Annotated in this window: 10 protein-coding genes; 6 read left to right on the plus strand and 4 right to left on the minus strand. The window is 68.4% G+C overall.

Translation table 11 applies throughout. The annotated features are described in order from the left end of the window. Positions 1-52: 52 nt before the first annotated feature. Positions 53-5,107: an alpha-2-macroglobulin family protein gene (locus ACW17Z_RS11810; RefSeq protein WP_492056140.1), complete on the plus strand. Its 5,055-nt coding sequence runs from the start codon at positions 53-55 to the stop codon at positions 5,105-5,107. A gap of 133 nt (positions 5,108-5,240) precedes the next feature. Continuing rightward, a complete protein-coding gene (pbpC, locus tag ACW17Z_RS11815) occupies positions 5,241-7,310 on the plus strand; it encodes a penicillin-binding protein 1C (RefSeq protein ID WP_492056141.1) in 2,070 nt (689 codons plus the stop codon). Positions 7,311-7,458: 148 nt separating this feature from the next. On the opposite strand, the gene ACW17Z_RS11820 is transcribed toward pbpC, so the two are convergent. The 3 genes from ACW17Z_RS11820 to ACW17Z_RS11830 form a co-directional block, all read right to left on the minus strand. Beyond that, on the minus strand, positions 7,459-8,085 hold the full coding sequence (locus tag ACW17Z_RS11820; RefSeq protein ID WP_492056142.1) for a carbonic anhydrase: 627 nt from the start codon (positions 8,083-8,085) through the stop codon (positions 7,459-7,461). After that, positions 8,078-8,734: a maleylacetoacetate isomerase gene (gene maiA, locus ACW17Z_RS11825; protein ID WP_492056143.1), complete on the minus strand. Its 657-nt coding sequence runs from the start codon at positions 8,732-8,734 to the stop codon at positions 8,078-8,080. Before maiA ends, ACW17Z_RS11820 begins: the two co-directional genes overlap by 8 nt. A 107-nt stretch (positions 8,735-8,841) precedes the next feature. Further along, entirely contained in the window at positions 8,842-9,522 is a 681-nt protein-coding gene (locus ACW17Z_RS11830) for a fumarylacetoacetate hydrolase family protein (protein ID WP_492056144.1), read from the minus strand. Between the two features lie 184 nt (positions 9,523-9,706). Between ACW17Z_RS11830 and ACW17Z_RS11835 the strand changes: the two genes are divergently transcribed. The 3 genes from ACW17Z_RS11835 to ACW17Z_RS11845 are packed head-to-tail and all read left to right on the plus strand — an operon-like array spanning position 9,707 to position 14,606. Beyond that, positions 9,707-10,585, plus strand: a complete 879-nt coding sequence (locus ACW17Z_RS11835; protein ID WP_492056145.1) for an ABC transporter ATP-binding protein — start codon at positions 9,707-9,709, stop codon at positions 10,583-10,585. 11 nt (positions 10,586-10,596) lie between these two features. After that, positions 10,597-14,184 carry a M1 family aminopeptidase gene (locus ACW17Z_RS11840; protein WP_492056146.1) on the plus strand — a complete coding sequence of 1,196 codons (3,588 nt, stop codon included), beginning with the start codon at positions 10,597-10,599 and terminating at the stop codon, positions 14,182-14,184. Continuing rightward, a complete protein-coding gene (locus tag ACW17Z_RS11845; RefSeq protein WP_492056147.1) occupies positions 14,181-14,606 on the plus strand; it encodes a PaaI family thioesterase in 426 nt (141 codons plus the stop codon). The genes ACW17Z_RS11840 and ACW17Z_RS11845 overlap by 4 nt, the downstream gene beginning before the upstream one ends. A 124-nt stretch (positions 14,607-14,730) precedes the next feature. Here ACW17Z_RS11845 and ACW17Z_RS11850 read toward each other — a convergent pair whose 3' ends face one another. Next, positions 14,731-15,327 (minus strand): DUF4142 domain-containing protein, encoded by a 597-nt coding sequence (locus ACW17Z_RS11850; protein ID WP_492056148.1) that lies wholly within the window; start codon positions 15,325-15,327, stop codon positions 14,731-14,733. A gap of 121 nt (positions 15,328-15,448) precedes the next feature. Here ACW17Z_RS11850 and ACW17Z_RS11855 point away from each other — a divergent pair, with 121 nt between their 5' ends. Beyond that, the gene (locus tag ACW17Z_RS11855; protein ID WP_419319197.1) at positions 15,449-16,645 is read left to right on the plus strand and encodes a CaiB/BaiF CoA transferase family protein; all 1,197 of its coding nucleotides are present in this window, start codon (positions 15,449-15,451) and stop codon (positions 16,643-16,645) included. Positions 16,646-16,771 lie beyond the last annotated feature (126 nt).

Raw genomic sequence — 16,771 nt, forward strand, 5'->3', positions numbered from 1 at the left:
CCCGCTTCACGTCACATCGATTTTCGAACGTGGTGAACCGGGGGATTGTGGAATGTCGATGGACGAGACGCCGCCCGCGAGCGGTTCCAGCGATCCGACGCCCGTTTCCCAGCCCACGCTGATCGAGCGCCTGAAGGCGCGCTGGTCCGCCGACGCGCGCGTGCGCATCGCGGCCATCGCGGCCGGCGCGCTCGTCATCGGTTTCGGCGGCGGCCTGCTGACCGGCAAGGCCGGCGATCTGGGCTGGTTCGGCGGAAACAAGGGCGCCGTCGCCTCGGCCCCGGTCAAGGGCGAGGCCTGGTCGCTGTTCGGCAAGCCCCGCGCGGCGGGCGCCCCGCGTCGCGGCATCCCCAAGCCCGCGGGCTTCGCCGTCTGGCAGAGCCGCATCGACAGTTCCGGCCAGGACCCGATGGCCTGCGTGCGGATGAGCAAGCCGCTAGATCCGTCCAAGGCCTATGCCGACTATGTGCTAGTCTCGCCCGACATCGGCCGCACGCCCGCCGTGCGGGTCCAGGGCGACGAGCTGTGCATCAGCGGCGTGGGCTTCACCGACCATCGCGTCACCCTGCTCAAGGGCCTGCCCGCCAAGGGCGGCGAGACCCTGGCCGCCAATGCCGATGTCGATTTCACCTTTGGCGAAAAGCCCCCCTATGTCGGCTTCGCCGGCGACGGCGTGATCCTGCCGCGCGAGGAGTCCGACGGCGTCGGCATCGAGACCATCAATGTCCAGGCCCTGGCCATCGAGGTGTGGCGGGTTTCCGATCGCAACCTAGTGCGCAAGTCGATCAGCGCGCCCGACCCCACCGGCGAAGGTGACTGGGCGGGCGACTATGGCGACGACAGTGTCGGCGAAGACGGCCGCCGCGTCTGGAAGGGCGTTGTGCCCGTCACCGGCGCGACCGGCCAGAAAGCCACCACCGTCTTCCCGCTGGGCGCCGTGCTCAAGGACATGAAGGCCGGCGGCTACATGATCAAGGCGCGCGACGCCTCGGGCGGTCGCAATCCGGACGAGGAAGGCGACACCCCGCCCGCCCAGGCCCGGCGCTGGATCGTTTTCACCGACATGGCGATGATCGCCTATGACGGTTCGGAATCCCTCGACGTGGTGGTGCGCTCGCTGAAGAGCGCCAAGACGATCGCCGGCGTCCGCGTGGCCCTGGTGGCCAAGGACGGCGAGGATCTGGCCGAGGCCAAGAGCGACGCTGACGGCCGCGTGCGCTTCCTGCGTCCCTTGCTGGAAGGCGAAGGCTCCGAGCGCGCCAAGATGGTCATGGCCTATGGACCGCAGGGCGACCTGGCGGTGCTGGACCTGGACCGCTCGCCGGTCGACCTGTCCAAGCAGGGCGTCGGCGGCCGCGAAGGCGCCACCGCCGGCCGTTCGACCCGCACCGACATCGACGGCTATCTCTATGCTGACCGCGGCATCTATCGGCCCGGCGAGACCGTCCACCTGACCGCCATGGTCCGCGACCGGCTGGCCAAGGCCGTCAACGACCGCAAGGGCGAGATCGTGGTCAAGCGGCCCTCGGGGGTCGAGTTCAAGCGCTATCCGTTCAGCGGCGCCAAGGCCGGCGCCGTGCTGGCCGACATCGCCCTGCCACGCTCGGCGCCGCGCGGGCGCTGGGTGGCGGAACTGAAGATCGAGGGTATCGAGGCCGCTTCCGGCAGCCTGACCTTCAGCGTCGAGGACTTCGCGCCGCAACGCCTGGCGGTCACGGCCACGGGCCAGGAATCCCTTCCGCTGGGCGTGGGCGAGACCCGCAAGGTCGATGTCTCGGCCCGCTTCCTGTATGGCGCGCCGGGCGCCGGGTTGCAGACGCAGGGCGAGGCGCGGCTGCGCGCCGACGCCGATCCCTTCCCCGCCTACAAGGACTATGTCTGGGGCGACGCCGACAAGCCGTTCGAGGAGAAGTTCCTGGAACTGGGCACGACGGTCACCGATGGCGAAGGCCGCGCGGTGCTGTCCGTCGCCAGCGATGTGGCCGGCGACACGGCCCAGCCGCTGGTCGCGGCGGTGACCACCTCGGTGTTCGAGCCGGGCGGGCGTCCGGTCCGCGAGGGCCTGGACCTGAAGGTCCGCGCCAAGCCGCTCTATTTCGGGGTCAAGGTCGACCAGGGCGACAGCGCCAAGGGCGATCCGCCGATCAGCCTCAACATCATCGCCGTTAACGCCGCCGGCCAGCGAGTGGGCGCCACCGCGACCTACACCCTGATCAGCGAGAACTGGGACTATGACTGGTTCCAGCAGGATGGCCGCTGGCAGTGGCGGCGCACCAGCCGCGACGCGGTGGTGGCCAAGGCCACGGTGAACATCGGCGCCGGCGATCCGGCCCGCTTCACGCGACGCCTGGGCTGGGGCGACTATCGCCTGGTGGTCGAGGGCGCGGACGGCTCAAAGACCGTCACCCGCTTCGCCGCCGGCTGGGGCTCGCCCGCCAAGGACGCCGAGGCCCCGGATTTCGTGCGCGTCAGCGCCGGGACCAAGGCCTATGTCCAGGGCGATACGGTCGAGATCACGCTCAAGCCGCCCTATGCGGGTGAAGCCCAGATCGCCGTCGCCACCGACCGCCTGATCGACCTGAAGACCGTCACCGTCGGCGAGAACGGGACGACCGTGCGCCTGAAGACCTCGGCCGCCTGGGGCGGCGGGGCCTATGTGATGGTCAGCGTCATCCAGCCGCGCGATCCGGTCGCCTCGCCCAAGCCGCGCCGCGCGCTCGGCCTCGTTTATGTGCCGCTGGACCCCAAGAGCCGGAAGCTGACCGTCGATCTGGGTACGCCCGTGAAGATCGACTCCAAGGCCCCGGTCGAGATCCCCGTGGCGGTGAAGGGCCTTGGCCTTGGCCAGCGCGCCCACGTCACCATCGCGGCGGTCGACGAGGGCATTCTGCGCCTGACCCGTCAGGACAGTCCTGATCCGGTGAAATGGTACTTCGGCAAGCGCGCCCTGGGCGTCGACTATCGCGACGACTATGGCCGCCTGCTCGATCCCAATCTGGGCGCGCCGGCCAACGTCAATTTCGGCGCCGACGAGGTCGGGGGCGAGGGTTTGACCGTCACCCCGATCAAGACCGTGGCCCTGTGGTCGGGCGTGGTCGAGACCGGCCTGGACGGCAAGGCGGTGATCAAGCTGCCGGCCGCCGACTTCAATGGCGAGTTGCGGCTGATGGCCGTGGCCTGGACCGACAACGCCGTCGGCTCGGGCTCCAAGCCCCTGACCGTGCGCCAGCCGGTGGTGGCCGACCTCAACCTGCCGCGCTTCCTGGCCCCCGGCGACAAGGCCATGGCCACGCTGGAACTGCACAATGTCGAGGGCAAGCCCGGCGCCTATACCGCCGAGGCCTTCTCGTCGGGCGGGCTGAAGGTGGCCTTCAAGACGGTGTTCCAGCTGATCCTGGGTCAGCGGATCGCCGAAAAGATCCCCTTCCTGGCCCCCGACGTCACCGGCATCGGCAAGATCGGTTTCAAGGTGGCCGGCCCCGGCTTCGTGACCAGCAAGGACTATCCGATCCAGACCCGCCTGGGCTGGGGCGATGTGGTTCGCACCACCACGGAACTGCAGCAACCGGGCGCGGCCTATACGCCTTCCTACGCCCTGATGAGCGGCCTGGCGGCCGGGGACGTGACGCTGCAGGTCAGCTATTCGCCGTTCAAGGGCTTCGACCCGGCGGCGATCGCGGTGGCCCTGCAACGCTATCCCTATGGCTGCACCGAGCAGCTGGTCTCGACCGCCTATCCGCTGCTGTACGCCCAGAGCCTGACCAGTGATCCCAAGCTGAAACGCACCCCGGCGGCCCTGGCCGGCGCGGTGGGCAAGCTGCTGGATCGCCAGACCCTCGACGGCGCCTTCGGGCTGTGGCGGGTGGGCGACGGCGAGGCCGACGCCTGGCTGGGCGCCTATACGACCGACTTCCTGCTGGAAGCCCGGGCGCAGGGCGTGGCCGTGCCGGACGCCGCGATCGACAAGGCCATGAACGCCATGCGCCAGATCAGCCGTCCCGACGGCTGGGCCTCGGTCTCCTACCGGATGGAATATCCCGAATGGTGGGCGGCCACGCCCGAGCTGTCCAAGAAGGCCACCGAACGGATGCGCCGCCGGGCCTCGGCCTATGCCCTCTATGTGATGGCCAAGGGCGGCAAGGGCGACCTAGCCCGCCTGCGCTGGTGGCACGACGTGCAGATGAAGGACGAGGACCAGCCGATGGCCAAGGCCTATGTCGCCGCCGGCCTGGCCCGCATGGGCGACAATGCCCGGGCCCGCTCGGCCATGCGCCAGGCGGTCAAGTCGCTGGGCTATCGCGACGATCAGGACTGGTACCAGAGCCCGCTGCGCGACGTGGCGGGGCTGACCGCCCTGGCCGTCGAGTCGGGCCAGGGCGACATCGCCCGCCAGCTGCAGGGCCGCCTCGAAAACGTGGTCAAGGATCCTGACGCGCTGAACACCCAGGAACAGGCGGCCGTGCTGCACGCGGCCTTCGCCTTGCTGAAGGCGGCCGGGCCGATCTCGATCGACGCCAAGGGGGCCATGGCCCTGCCGCCGGCCGGCGGCGCGCCGCGCTGGGCGGTGGGCAAGCTGGCTGACAGCCGCTTCACCAACACCAGCAAGGGCGCCTTGTGGCGGACGGTCAGTGTTCGTGGCACGCCGACGGCTGCGCCGGGCGCATCGGCCAATGGCCTGTTCGTCAGCAAGCGCCTGTTGTCGATGACCGGGGCGGCGGTGGATCCCGCCACGATCCGCCAGGGCGACCGGATCATCGTGCTGGTCTCCGGCCGTTCGATGCAGGCCCGTTCGACCGCTCTGGTGGTCGACGACGCGCTGCCGGCCGGCTTCGAGATCGAGACGACACTCGGCGCCGATGACGCTCAGAACGGGCCCTACCGGTTCCTGGGCGAACTGACCGGCGCCGACGTTCAGGAAAGTCGCGACGACCGCTTCATCGCGGCCATGGACCTGGAGGGCAACAAGCCCTTCGCCCTGGCCTATGTGGCGCGGGCCGTGACGCCGGGCGAGTTCTTCCTGCCGGGCGCGGTAGCCAAGGACATGTACCGTCCCGCGATCACCGCGCGCTCGGACGCCGGCCGGGCGGTGATCGCGCCGGGGCAGTGAGGGTGACGCGCCGTTTCATCTTCCCCCTCCGGGGGAGGAGCGCTGAAAGCGCGGAGGGGGCAAGTGACGCGAGGCCGTTCGCAGGATGACGTCTGCTGACTCAGGGGGCGCTGCCACCACTGGCCCCCTCCGGATGCTGCGCATCCTCCTCCCCCGGAGGGGGAAGATGGTTGCGCCGCTCACCCGCGCCCTCGTGGCCCTGCTCGGCGTCCAAGTCGTCCTCGCCACCCTTAGCGCCATCTTCCCGCCGGACATGACCCGCGCCAGGCAGTCCTCGCCGGTGGCGCTGGACCGGCGCGGGGCATGGCTGCGGGCCCTGCCGGTGGAGGACGGCCGCTGGCGGATCCGGGCCGACCTCGACCGCACCGACCAGACCTTCCAGAAGCGGCTGATCGCGGTGGAGGACGGGCGGTTCTACAGCCATCTGGGCGTTGATCCCCTGGCGGTGGTGCGGGCGTTCGGCTCGGCGGTGGTCCATGGGCGCCCGACCTCCGGCGCCTCGACCCTGACCATGCAGACCGCCCGCCTGCTGGAGCCGCAGCCGCGCAATCTGGGCTCAAAACTGATCGAGATGATCCGCGCCGTGCAGCTGGAATCGCGGCTGACCAAGCGCCAGACCCTCGCCCTCTACCTGACCCTGGCCCCCTATGGCGGCAATCTGGAAGGGGTGCGCGCCGCCAGCCTGGCCTATTTCGGTCAGGAGCCCTCAAGCCTGACCGACGGCCAGCAGGCCCTGCTGATCGCCCTGCCGCAATCGCCCGAGGCCCGCCGACCCGACCGTCGGCCCGAGGCGGCGCGGCTGGCGCGGCGGGCGGTGCTGGACAAGATGGTCCGGGCCGGCGTGCTCACCGAAGCCGCCGCCCTGGAGGCCGAGGCCGAACCCCTGCCGCGCCGTTCACCGTTCCCGGCCCTGGCCTGGAACGTGGCGGGCGAACTGGCCCGCGCCGCGCCAGCCTCGCAGGCCAGCGTGATCACCACCCTCGACGCCGACCTGCAGGCGCGGCTGGAGCCGATGGCCGCCGCCATCGCCGCCTCGCAAGGGGCCGACGCCACCGCCGCGATCCTGGTGGTGGAAATCAAGGGCCGGGCGGTGCGGGCCGCCGTTGGCTCGGCCGGGCGCGAGCGGGCCGGGGGCTGGGTGGACATGACCCGCGCTCTGCGCTCGCCGGGCTCGGCTCTGAAACCCTTCATCTACGCCATGGCCATGGATGACGGTCTGGTGGCAGCCGACACCCAGTTGACCGACAGCGCCACCCGCTTCGCCGACTATCAGCCCGAGAACTTCGACCGGGTGTTTCACGACAAGGTCACGGTGCGCGAGGCCCTGACCCATTCGCTGAACGTGCCCGCCGTGGCGACGCTGGAACGGCTGGGTCCCGAAGCCTTTGCGGGCCGGATCGAGGCGGCCGGCGCCCATCTGGCCCGGCCGAAGTCGGAGCTGAAGGCGGCGGGACTGGCCCTGGCCCTGGGCGGGGAGGGGATCACCCTGCGCGACCTGGCCCTGCTGTATGCCGCCCTGGGCGACGGCGGCCTCGCCAAGCCCCTGGCCTGGACGCAGGCCGACGCCAAGCTCCGCGAGACATCCGGCGGAACCCGACTGGTGCGACCCGAGGCGGCGCGGCAGGTGCTGGACATCCTGCGCGAAGCTCCTGCGCCGCGCGGCCGGGCGCCCTCGGCCCTGACCCGAGGCGGGCCGGCCATGGCCTTCAAGACCGGCACCTCCTACGGCTTTCGCGACGCGGTGGCGGCCGGTGTGGTCGGCGGCTATGCGATCATCGTCTGGACGGGCCGGGCCGACGGCGGCGCGCGCGGCGGCCTGACCGGACGCGACGCCGCCCTGCCGCTGCTGTTCGATGTCGCCGACGTGGTGGGGGCGCCCGCCGCCGCGCCGCGCCCGATCGCGCCCAAGCTGGCGCCCGAGGCGCTGCAGACCCTGCGCGCGCAATCCGAGGGGCCACGGCTGATCTTCCCGCCGGATGGCGCGGCCGTGCAGGTCGAGGCTCTGGGCCCAGGGTCGCGCGGACTGGTGCTGGCGGCCGGCGGCGAGGATCTGACCTGGTATGTCGGCGGGACGCCGCTGGCGGCCGATCCGGTCAGCGGCCGGGTGGTCTGGAAACCGGCGGCGCCGGGGTTCTACCGCCTGTCCGTGGTGGATGGGCAAGGGCGCAAGGCGTCGGCCAGGGTGCGGATCAAGGCGGGGTGAGCCTTACTCCACTCTCCGCTCTTCCCGGCGAAGGCCGGGACCCAGATTCACCTGGAGCGGTTTGGGTGTTCGCGCCAACAGCCTAGCCTGATCATCGACGCTCAGGGTTCGATCTGGGCCCCGGCCTTCGCCGGGGAGAGCGGAAGTTTTAGATCACCCCGCCGGCCACCCGCTCATAGTCTTCCCGGCTGGAAATCCCGACGTTCAGGTCGTTCACCAGCCCGTTGGCCAGCGAATAGACCCAGCCGTGAACGGCCAGCGACTGGCCGCGCGCCCAGGCGTCCTGCACGAAGACGTCGGCGGCCACGTTGCGGACCTGGCGGATGACGTTCAGCTCGCACAGGCGGTTGAGCTTTTCCTTCTCGCCCGGCAGGGCGTCCAGCTCGTGGCGGTGCTCGGCATGGACCTCGCGGATCGGGTGCAGCCAGTGGTCGACCAGGCCGCGCCGCTTGCCGTCGATCGCCGCCGCCACGCCGCCGCAGCCATAGTGGCCCACGACCATCACGTGCTTGACCTTGATCACGTCGACCGCGAACTGCAGCACGCTCAGATAGTTGGCGTCCTGCGGCGGGGCCAGGTTGGCGACATTGCGGTGGACGAAAAGCTCGCCGGGATCCAGGCCCACGATCTCGTTGGCCGGCACGCGGCTGTCGCTGCAGCCGATCCACAGATATTCCGGGCTCTGCTGGTTTTCGAGCCGCTTGAAGAACTGCGGATCAACCTCCGTCTTGCCCTTCGACCAGGCGGCGTTATTGGCCTTCAAGTCTTCAAGCATTCTGGGCATCCGGTTGAAGGTTGGGGTGGGCTGCGGCGATGGCCGGATGTTCAAGAGCCCGGGCCACCGCAGCCTTGATCGTGGGGAACGGCGTCATGTCCACGTGGAAACGGGCGGCGTTATAGACCTGCGGGACCAGGCAGCAGTCGGCCAAGCCGGGGGTGTCGCCGAACGCATAGCCCTTGCCGTGCCGCGCCACCATCGGCTCCAGCGCCGCAAAGCCGTCGGTGATCCAGCGCTGCGCCCAGGCGTCGCGGCCGTCCTGGTCGACGCCAAGGCCGGTCAGGGCGCGCAGGATGCGCAGATTGTTCACCGGGTGGATGTCGCAGGCGACGATCTCGGCCATGGCCCGCACCGTGGCGCGATCGAACGGGTCGGCGGGCAGCAGCGGCGCGCCCGGAACCGCCTCGTCCAGCCATTCCAGGATCGCCAGGCTCTGGGTCAGACGGCGGCCTTCTTCTCCAGGCAGGGCGACCTCAAGCGTCGGGACCAGGGCCTGGGCGTTGAGGGCGCGATAGGCTTCGCCCTGATGCTGGCTGGACACCAGGTCCACGGGCTGGACGGCATAGTCCAGGCCCTTGAGGTTCAGGCCGATGCGCACCCGATAGGGCGCGCTGGCCCGCCAGGCGCTGTGCAGGATGAGCTTCATGGCGCGCTCCTAGAGCATTTTCGAGCGAAGTGGATACCGGTTCACGTGAAGAAAATGCGTTAAAACAAAGATCTAGAGCTCCGGCCTGACGCAGTCAGGATGGAGCTCTAGCCCAGGGTGAAGGACAGTTTGCCGACGCCCTCGACCTCACCCTCCACCCTGTCGCCGCGCACGATGGCGCCGACGCCCTCGGGGGTGCCGGTGAAGATCAGGTCGCCGGCTTCCAGCCGCCACAGCTGGCTGGCCTTGGCGATCACCTCGGCGACGTTCCAGATCATGTCGGCGATCTCGCCGCGCTGCTTTTCCACGCCATTGACCGACAGGAAGATCGCGCCTTCCGGCGGCAGGCCGCTCATCGGGCGGATGGCGGAAATCGGGGCGCTGGCGTCGAAGGCCTTGCCGGCTTCCCACGGCTGACCCTTGGCCTTGGCGGCGTTCTGCAGGTCGCGGCGCGTCAGGTCGACGCCGACCGCATAGCCGAACACCAGCTTGATGGCCTGCTCGGGGGTGAGGTTCTCGCCGCCGGCCTTCAGGGCCGCGACCAGCTCGATCTCGTGGTGCAGGTCCGCCGTCGCCGACGGATAGGGCACGCTGGTCGGCAGGGGGACCACGGCGTCGGCCGGCTTGGCGAAGAAGAACGGCGGATCGCGCGTATCGCCGCCCATTTCGCGCGCATGGGCCGCGTAGTTGCGACCCACGCACAGGATGCGGCGGACGGGAAAGACCTCGGACGATCCCTCGACCGGGACCACGGGAACAGCGGACGGGGGAAAGGCGTATGTCGTCATGGCGCCTGATTAGCCCCAAACCGCGCGCTTCAAAAGCACCCTGCCCAGGTTATCGCCTATCAGAAATCATCCCGAGACCGGGGACGCTTAAACGTTCTTTCACTTGCCCCCGTCCTCGCCGTCGAGTCATGACGGGTGTGGGGAATACTGGGCGTCTTCCCATGCGGGGGCTGTGAGCGCGCGAATGCTGATCATCGAGAACCTGACTCACGTCTATGGCAACGGCGTTCGCGCCCTGGACGAGGTCAGCCTGACCATACCGCGCGGCATGTACGGCCTGCTGGGCCCGAACGGCGCGGGCAAGTCGACCCTGATGCGCACCATCGCCACCCTGCAGGCCCCGACCTCGGGCCATATCCGTTTCGACGACATCGACGTGTTGAAGACGCCCGAGCTGCTGCGCCGCACCCTGGGCTATCTGCCGCAGGATTTCGGCGTCTATCCGCGGGTCTCGGCCTACGACATGCTCGACCACATGGCGGTGCTCAAGGGCATCGCCAACGCCAAGGAGCGCAAGGAAACGGTCGAGAGCCTGCTGGGCCAAGTCAATCTGTGGGGCGTGCGCAAGAAGGCCCTGGCCGGGTTCTCGGGCGGCATGCGCCAGCGCTTCGGCATCGCCCAGGCCCTGATCGGCGATCCGCGCCTGATCATCGTCGACGAGCCCACCGCCGGCCTCGACCCCGAGGAGCGCAACCGGTTCCTGAACCTGCTGGCCGAAATCGGCGAGAACGTGGTGGTGATCTTGTCGACCCACATCGTCGAGGATGTGTCGGACCTGTGCCCGGCCATGGCGATCATCTGCGACGGTCGCATCGTCAAGCAGGGCGCGCCCAATGATCTGGTGGTCCAGCTGGCCGGCCGGGTCTGGCGCAAGACCATCGACAAGGCCGAGCTGGAAGCGACCAAGGCCCAGTATCAGGTGATCTCCACCCGCCTGCTGGGCGGCCGCACGGTGATCCACATCCTGGCCGACAGCGATCCGGGCGATGGCTTTACCGCCGTCGAGGGCGGTCTTGAGGACGTCTATTTCTCGACCCTGTCCACCACCCGCCGCGCGGCGTAGGAGGACCGGCCATGTTCGCCAAGATTGCGGGCTTCGAGCTCCGCTACCAGCTGAAGTCGCCCGTATTCTGGGTGGTGGCGACGGTGTTCTTCCTGCTGACCTTCGGGGCGGCGACGATCGACCAGATCCGCATCGGCGGCGGCGGTCAGATCCACAAGAACGCCCCGTTCGCGATCGCCCAGACCCACCTGATCCTGTCGATCTTCTACATGTTCGTGACCACGGCCTTCGTGGCCAATGTGGTGGTCCGCGACGACGAGACCGGCTTTGGGCCGATCCTGCGCTCCACCCGGATCGGCAAGTTCGACTATCTGTACGGCCGCTTCACGGGGGCCTATCTGGCGGCGGCGATCTCGTTCCTGGCCGTGCCCCTGGCGATCTTCATCGGTTCGTTCATGCCCTGGGTCGACCCCGAGCGCCTGGGCCCCAACCTGGTCGAAGCCTATCTGTTTTCCTATTTCGCCCTGGCCCTGCCCTCGATCCTGCTGACCTCGGCGATCTTCTTCGCCCTGGCCACGGTGACGCGATCGATGATGTGGACCTATGTCGGCGTCATCGCCTTCATGGTGGTGTGGATCATTGCCGGCATCGCCCTGGATCGCCCTGAGTTCGAAAAGACCGCCGCCCTCTGGGAGCCCCTGGGCACGGCGGCCTTTGGCCTGGTCACAAAGTACTGGACCGCCACCGAGCGGAACTCGGTCACGCCGGCCCTGACTGGCGTGCTGCTGTTCAACCGCCTCTTCGCCCTGGCCCTGTCGGCGGTGTTCCTGACGGCCGCCTACTGGCTGTTCCAGATCCAGTCGACCGCGCTGGCGGGTGATCGCAAGGTCAAGGCCCACAAGGGCCCGGCGCCGATCGAGGCCCTGCCGGCCACCCTGAGCGGCCCGGTCGTTCCGCGCTATGATCGCCAGACGGCCTGGGTCCAGCTGATGGTCCGCACCCGGCTGGACATGGGCCAGGTGTTCAAGAGCCCGGCCTATTTCGTGCTGCTGGCCCTGGGCCTGGCCAATGCCATGGGCTCGCTGTGGTTCGCCACCGAGGCCGGACGCTATGGCGGCGAGATCTATCCGCTGACCCGCGTGCTGCTGACGCCACTGATGGGATCTTTTGGTCTCATCCCGATGATCATCGCCATCTACTATTCGGGCGAACTGGTCTGGCGCGAGCGCGAGCGCAAGACGCACGAGATCATCGACGCCACCCCGGTTCCGGACTGGGCCTTTGTCGTCCCCAAGACCCTGGCCATTTCGCTGGTGCTGGTCTCGACCCTGCTGGTCAGCGTGCTGGCCGCGATCATCAGCCAGCTGGCCCACGGCTATACCCATCTGGAGCTGTCCAAGTACCTGCTCTGGTACATCCTGCCGCAATCGGTGGACTGGGTCCTGCTGGCGGTGCTGGCGGTGTTCCTGCAGGCGATCAGCCCGCACAAGTTCATCGGCTGGGGCCTGATGGTGATCTACATGGTCGCCACCATCACCCTCTCGAACCTGGGTTTCGAGCACAAGCTCTACAATTTCGGCGCGGTCACCGACACGCCCTTCTCCGACATGAACGGCCAGGGCAAGTTCTGGATCGGGGCCTGGTGGCTGCGGCTGTACTGGACGGCCTTTTCGGTCGTGCTGCTGGTGCTGGCCTATGGCCTGTGGCGTCGCGGGACCGAGAGCCGGCTGTGGCCGCGCCTGGCGCGTCTGCCGAGCCGCATGACCGGCAAGGCCGGCCTGACCCTGGCCCTGGCCCTGACCGTGTTCGTGGCGACGGGAACCTTCATCTTCGTCAACACCAATGTCTGGAACACCTATCGGACCACGATCGACGGCGAGCAATGGCAGGCCGATTACGAAAAGACCCTGCTGCCGTTCGAGACCCTGCCCCAGCCCAAGATCGTGTCGATGATGCTGGACGTGGACCTCTATCCCGATGAACCGCGCGTCAGCACCAAGGGCGCCTATGTCATCGAGAACAAGACGAACGGTCCGCTGAAGGAAATCCATGTCCGCTTCGACCGCGACCTGAAGGTCAAGGGCCTGTCGATCGAGGGGGCCTGGGCCAAGAAGACCTATGACCGGTTCAACTACCGGATCTTCGCCTTCGACACGCCGATGGTTCCGGGTGAGCGGCGCAAGATGAGCTTCATCACCGAGCGCTCGCAGAAGGGCTTCCCCAACAGCGGCGCGGAATCGCGTGTGGTGGCCAACGGGACCTTCATCAACAATCTGGAGATCGCGCCGATCCTGGGCATGGCCCGCGACGGCCTGCTGGTCGATCGCGCCAAGCGCCGCAAATATGGCCTGCCGCCCGAGCGGCGCATGGCCAGGCTGGGCGATGTGGCCTCGATGCAGTTCAATGGTCTGCGCAAGGACTCCGACTGGGTGTCGTCCGACATCACCATCACCACGGTCAGCGACCAGACGCCGATCGCACCGGGCTACAAGGTCTCCGACCTGGTCAAGGGTGATCGCCGCGTGGCGCGCTTCGTCACCGAGGCCCCGATCCAGAACTTCATCTCGATCCAGTCGGCCCGCTACAAGATCGCCAGCGAGACCTACAAGGGCGTCGATCTGGCGGTCTATTACGACCCGCAGCACCCCTGGAACATCGACCGCATGAAGACGGCGATGAAGGTCTCGCTGGACTATATGGGCGCCGAGTTCAGCCCCTATCAGTTCCGCCAGCTGCGGTTCCTGGAGTTCCCCGACTACGCCCAGTTCGCCCAGGCCTATGCCGGCACCATGCCGTGGTCGGAAGGTCTGGTGTTCATCGCCAACTGCGAAAACCCCGAAAAGATCGACATGGTCACCTATGTCGGGGCCCACGAGATCGGCCACCAGTGGTGGGCCCACCAGGTGATCGGCGCCGACCAGCAGGGCGGGGCCATGCTGTCGGAGACCTTCGCCCAGTATTCGGCCCTGATGGTCATGAAGCGGACCTATGGCGAGAGCCAGATCCGCAAGTTCCTGAAGTTCGAGCTGGACAGCTATCTGCGCGCGCGCGGCGGCGATCCTCTGGAGGAGCAACCGCTCTACAAGGTCGAGAACCAGCCCTACATCTATTACCGCAAGGGCTCGCTGGTCATGTACCGGCTGCAGAGCGAGATCGGCGAGGCGGCGGTCAACCGCGCCCTGCGCAAGCTGATCGCCGACCACGCCTTCAAGGGCGCGCCCTATCCGACCACGCTCGATTTCATGGCCGCGATCCGCGCCGAGGCCCCGGCCGACAAGCAGGCGCTGATCACCGACCTGTTCGAGAAGATCACCCTCTACGACATCAAGACCACGGCCGCGGCCGTGAAGAAACGCGCCGACGGCCGCTTCGACGTCACGCTCACCATCGACGCCAGGAAGATGTACGCCGACGGCAAGGGCAAGGAGACGCCGGCGCCTCTGGCCGAGAGCATGGACATCGGCCTGTTCACCGCCGAGCCGGGCAAGAAGGACTTCAAGGCCGACAGTGTCGTGCTGTATGAGCGCCGCCCGATCCGCTCGGGCGTCCAGACCCTGACCTTCACGGTCGCCAAGGCCCCCAAATGGGCCGGGGTCGATCCCTACAACACGGTCATCGACCGCAATGGCGACGACAACACCCTCAAGGTCGGCGGATGAGCGAGAGCGGACTGAAGCTGGATGCGGCGGCGTTCAACGCCTTCCTGCAGCGCGCCTTTCCCGAAGGCGATCCGGCCTCGATGCCCGAGGCGATCGAGGCGTCCGAGGGGCGGGTCCTGATGCGGCAGGCCTTCGCGTCACGGCAATTGCGGCCGGGCGGGGTGATCTCGGGGCCGACCCTGATGGCCATGGCCGACACCGCCGCCTATGCGGCGATCCTGACCCATATCGGCGAGGTGCCGCTTGCGGTCACGACCTCGCTGACAATCCATTTCCTGCGAGGCTGCAAGCCGGGTGACCTCTATGCCGAGGCCACCCTGCTGAAACTTGGCCGCCGCATCGCGACGGTCGATGTCCTGATGTGGACGGAATCGCGCGAGCGAGCCGCCGCCAAGGCGACGGTCGCCTACGCGATTCCGTAAAAACCTGTCATCCCGGCCAAGCGCGCAGCGCGCCGAGCCGGGATCGCCGGAAGCTCTGAGCCTGTGGCGATCCCGGGTCTTCCCCCGGCTTTCGCCGGCGTCCGCCCGGGATGACAATAGCGCCCTAGTTCACGAAGCCCTTCTTGAGGCCTTCGGCCGTGTTCAGGTGTTCCTGAACGGTCGGGGCCGTGGCGGCGGCGAAGGCCTTGATGGCGGGGGTGTCGCCGTCCTGGGCGTAGCGTTGCAGCAGGTTCAGCATCGCCTGATGGGCGTCGACCTGGCTGTCGGCGTACTTCTTGTCGAAGTCGTCGTTGCCGGCCTTGCTCAGGTCGTCCAGGTCATCCTGCAGGTCCTTGGACAGGGTCATCGGCAGGATGATCGCCGCGCCCGACGCTGCAATCGCCGCCTGCAGGCCTTCGCCGGTCTTGCCGTGCGCGGTGGCCATCTTGCCGGCGAAGGTCTTGACCTGGGCATTGGTCGAGCGCGCGGCGGCCAGCTTGGCGGATTCGATCTCGAACATGTTGAGGTCAGCCGCCTTCATGGCGAAGACATCGGCCTTGGTCTCGTCGGCCACGGTCGGAACGGTGGCGGCGGGGTTGGCGTCAGGCGTGGCGGCCTGTTCCGAAGGGGTCGCTGCGCCCTTGGTCTCGGTCTTGTCGCCGCAGGCGGCGAGGCTTAGGGCGGCGAACGCGGCGCCGACGATGAGGAGATGGCGGGTCATGGCTGTCTTTCCCTGCGCGATTTTTCTAGAGGTTGAAGTCTGGTCGGCGTCACGCGGCGCCGCTCGCATCAAGAACATCACGGGGCCGTGAACGGTTCCCGGAACCCAGGGGAAGATCGAGATGGCCCAATCACCGCTGACCGGACTGCGGGTCATCGAAATGGGCTCGCTGATCGCGGGGCCCTTCTGCGGCCAGATCCTGGGCGACTTCGGCGCCGAGGTGATCAAGCTGGAAGATCCCGGGGTCGGCGATCCGATGCGCCAGTGGGGTCGCAGCAAGCCCCAGGGCCTGTCGCCCTGGTGGCCGGTGATCGGCCGCAACAAGAAATCCGTGACCCTCGACCTGCGCACGGACGAGGGCCGCGACCTGGCCCGGGCCCTGATCGCCAAGGCCGATGTGGTGGTCGAGAACTTCCGCCCCGGCACGCTGGAGGCCTGGGGCATGGGCTATGAGGCCCTGTCGGCCGACCATCCGGGCCTGGTGATGGCGCGGGTGTCGGGCTTTGGCCAGACCGGACCCTATTCGAAGCGCGCCGGCTACGCCCTGGTCGGCGAGGCCATGGGCGGGCTGCGCCACATCACCGGCGAGCCCGATCGCAATCCCGCCCGGGCCGGCATCTCGATCGGCGACAGCCTGTCGGGCCTGAACGCCGCGCTGGGGGTGATGATGGCCCTGCATGCGCGCGACCGCACCGGTCGGGGCCAGGTGGTCGACGCGGCGATCTATGAGAGCGTGCTGACGGTGATGGAGAACCTGATCACCGAATATGACCTGACCGGCTATATCCGCGAGCGGTCGGGGGCTGTGCTGCCCGGCATCGCGCCGTCCAACGTCTATCCGACCAAGAGCGGCGAGCTGGTTCTGATCGGCGCCAATCAGGACACCCTGTTTCGGCGGCTGTGCGACCTGATGGGCCGGCCCGATCTGGCCGACGACGTGCGCTACAGGGATCACGCGGCGCGCGGCGCGCACCAGGGCGAGCTGGACGCCCGCATCGCCGCCTGGACCGCCGACCAGCAGATCGAGGCCCTGCTGCCCCTGCTGGAAAAGGCGGGCATCGCCACCGGCCGGATCTATCGCGCGCCCGAGATGCTGGCCGATCCGCACTTCGCGGCGCGGGAGTCGATCGTCAGCGTGCCGCATCCGGTCTTTGGCCAGGTGAAGATGCAGAACGCCTTCCCGCGCCTGTCGGAAACCCCCGGCGCCGTGCGCTGGACCGGGCCGACCCTGGGCGAACACACCGACGCCGTGCTGCGCGAGGTGGCGGGGCTGAGCGACGAGGCCATCGCGGGTCTGCGGGCGCGCAAGGTGCTGTGAAGCGACGAAGCCGCCTGACTGCGGCTTCGTCTTGCCCCCATGTGCGGGGCTCTTGAACAGGATCAAAAAAGGTTGTCATCCCGGACAAGCCTGGCGAAGCCGGGCGCCGATCCGGGACCGCCGGAA

It is taken from the genome of Caulobacter sp. GSs2, assembly GCF_058680895.1.

Bases quoted from the DNA above. Each gene is read 5' to 3' on its own strand.
- ACW17Z_RS11845 (WP_492056147.1), top strand. From the start codon at position 14,181: ATGAGCGAGAGCGGACTGAAGCTGGATGCGGCGGCGTTCAACGCCTTC.
- ACW17Z_RS11830 (WP_492056144.1), bottom strand. From the start codon at position 9,522: ATGACGACATACGCCTTTCCCCCGTCCGCTGTTCCCGTGGTCCCGGTC.
- ACW17Z_RS11810 (WP_492056140.1), top strand. From the start codon at position 53: ATGTCGATGGACGAGACGCCGCCCGCGAGCGGTTCCAGCGATCCGACG.
- ACW17Z_RS11840 (WP_492056146.1), top strand. From the start codon at position 10,597: ATGTTCGCCAAGATTGCGGGCTTCGAGCTCCGCTACCAGCTGAAGTCG.
- pbpC (WP_492056141.1), top strand. From the start codon at position 5,241: ATGCTGCGCATCCTCCTCCCCCGGAGGGGGAAGATGGTTGCGCCGCTC.
- ACW17Z_RS11835 (WP_492056145.1), top strand. From the start codon at position 9,707: ATGCTGATCATCGAGAACCTGACTCACGTCTATGGCAACGGCGTTCGC.
- ACW17Z_RS11850 (WP_492056148.1), bottom strand. From the start codon at position 15,327: ATGACCCGCCATCTCCTCATCGTCGGCGCCGCGTTCGCCGCCCTAAGC.
- ACW17Z_RS11855 (WP_419319197.1), top strand. From the start codon at position 15,449: ATGGCCCAATCACCGCTGACCGGACTGCGGGTCATCGAAATGGGCTCG.
- ACW17Z_RS11820 (WP_492056142.1), bottom strand. From the start codon at position 8,085: ATGCTTGAAGACTTGAAGGCCAATAACGCCGCCTGGTCGAAGGGCAAG.
- maiA (WP_492056143.1), bottom strand. From the start codon at position 8,734: ATGAAGCTCATCCTGCACAGCGCCTGGCGGGCCAGCGCGCCCTATCGG.